Origin of the sequence: Dermacoccus sp. Tok2021 (assembly GCF_019895135.1) — a bacterium.
GTDB classification, from domain to species: Bacteria; Actinomycetota; Actinomycetes; order Actinomycetales; family Dermatophilaceae; genus Dermacoccus; species Dermacoccus abyssi.
On the sequence record NZ_JAGTHU010000047.1, the window covers coordinates 1 to 1,308 of the forward strand.

1 protein-coding gene is annotated in these 1,308 nt (G+C 66.1%); it reads left to right on the forward strand.

Features of this window, described 5'->3' with window-relative positions; genetic code table 11:
- Window positions 1-48: 48 nt before the first annotated feature.
- Window positions 49-1,286 (forward strand): IS3 family transposase gene (locus K9D12_RS14715; RefSeq protein WP_370448545.1). Its coding sequence is split into 2 segments (ribosomal slippage): window positions 49-328 and window positions 328-1,286, totalling 1,239 coding nucleotides; the frame shifts between segments, so codons are not numbered across the junction.
- Window positions 1,287-1,308 lie beyond the last annotated feature (22 nt).

The window sequence follows — 1,308 nt, forward strand, 5'->3', positions numbered from 1 at the left end:
CTGAATCGCCCTGGGTTTCGTTCCGTTCTTCAAGCAAGGATGGAACCGATGAATCAGAAGTACTCGCCCGAGATGCGCGAGCGCGCGCTGCGGATGCTCGACGAGGCCAAGCCCGAGCATCCGAACCTCATGTCCGCGGTGCGACATGTCGCGGGCCTGCTCGGCATGAGCCCGGAGACGCTGCGCGTGTGGCACCGCCGCCGTGAGATCGACGCCGGGCAGCGCCCCGGCGTGCCGACCGACGTCGCCGAGGAGAACAAGCGACTTCGCCGTGAGAACGCCGAGCTGAAGAAGGCGAACGAGGTCCTCAAAGCCGCGAGCGTGTTTTTCGCGAAGGAACTCGACCGTCCCTGACGAGCATGATCCGCTTCATCGACGAACACAGGGATCAGTTCGGGGTCGAGTTCCTCTGCCGCGTCCTCCGCGACGCGGTGCCGGGGTTCCTCACCTCGCGCGGGTATCGCGCGGCGAAGACGCGCGTGCCCTCCGCCAGGCAGCTGAAGGACGAACTCCTCGTCCCCGAGATCCAGCGTCTTCACGAGGAGAACTACGGCGTCTACGGCGTCCGGAAGATGCATGCTCTCCTCCGGCGGGAGGGGTGGGACATCGGGCGTGACCAGACCGCGCGGCTCATGAAGCTCGCCGGGGTGCGCGGGGTGGCGCGGTCGAAGAAGGTGTTCACCACGAAGTCCGACCCGACCATCGCGCAGCCGATGGATCTCGTCGAACGCGACTTCACCGCTCCCGCGCCGAACCGGTTGTGGGTCGCGGACATCACGTATGTCGGAACGTGGGCGGGGATGGCGTATGTCGCGTTCGTGATCGACGTGTTCTCCCGCATGATCGTCGGCTGGAACGTCGCCGGGACGCTGCGCGCGGAGGTGCTGCCGTTACAGGCGTTGAACATGGCCGCGTGGGGCGCGCGCGGGTCGCTCGATGACCTCGTCCACCACGCCGATCATGGGTCGAACTACCTCTCGGTCGTCTACACGGATCGCATCAACGAGCTCGGCGCGACCCCGTCGACAGGGAGCGTCGGTGACAGCTACGACAACGCCCTCGCCGAGGCCGTCAACGGGCTCTACAAGACCGAGCTGATCCGTCGGAAGGGCCCGTGGCGGACGGTCGAGCAGGTCGAACTCGCGACGCTCGAGTACGTGTGGTGGTGGAACAACGCTCGTCTCCACGGCGAGCTCGATTACCGCACGCCGGTCGAGGTCGAGGAGGCGTACTACGCTGGCCTCGAATCAGCCCAGCCAGCGCTCGCTGGACAGGGAAGCAGGTAGGAACGAAACCCAGGGCGATTCA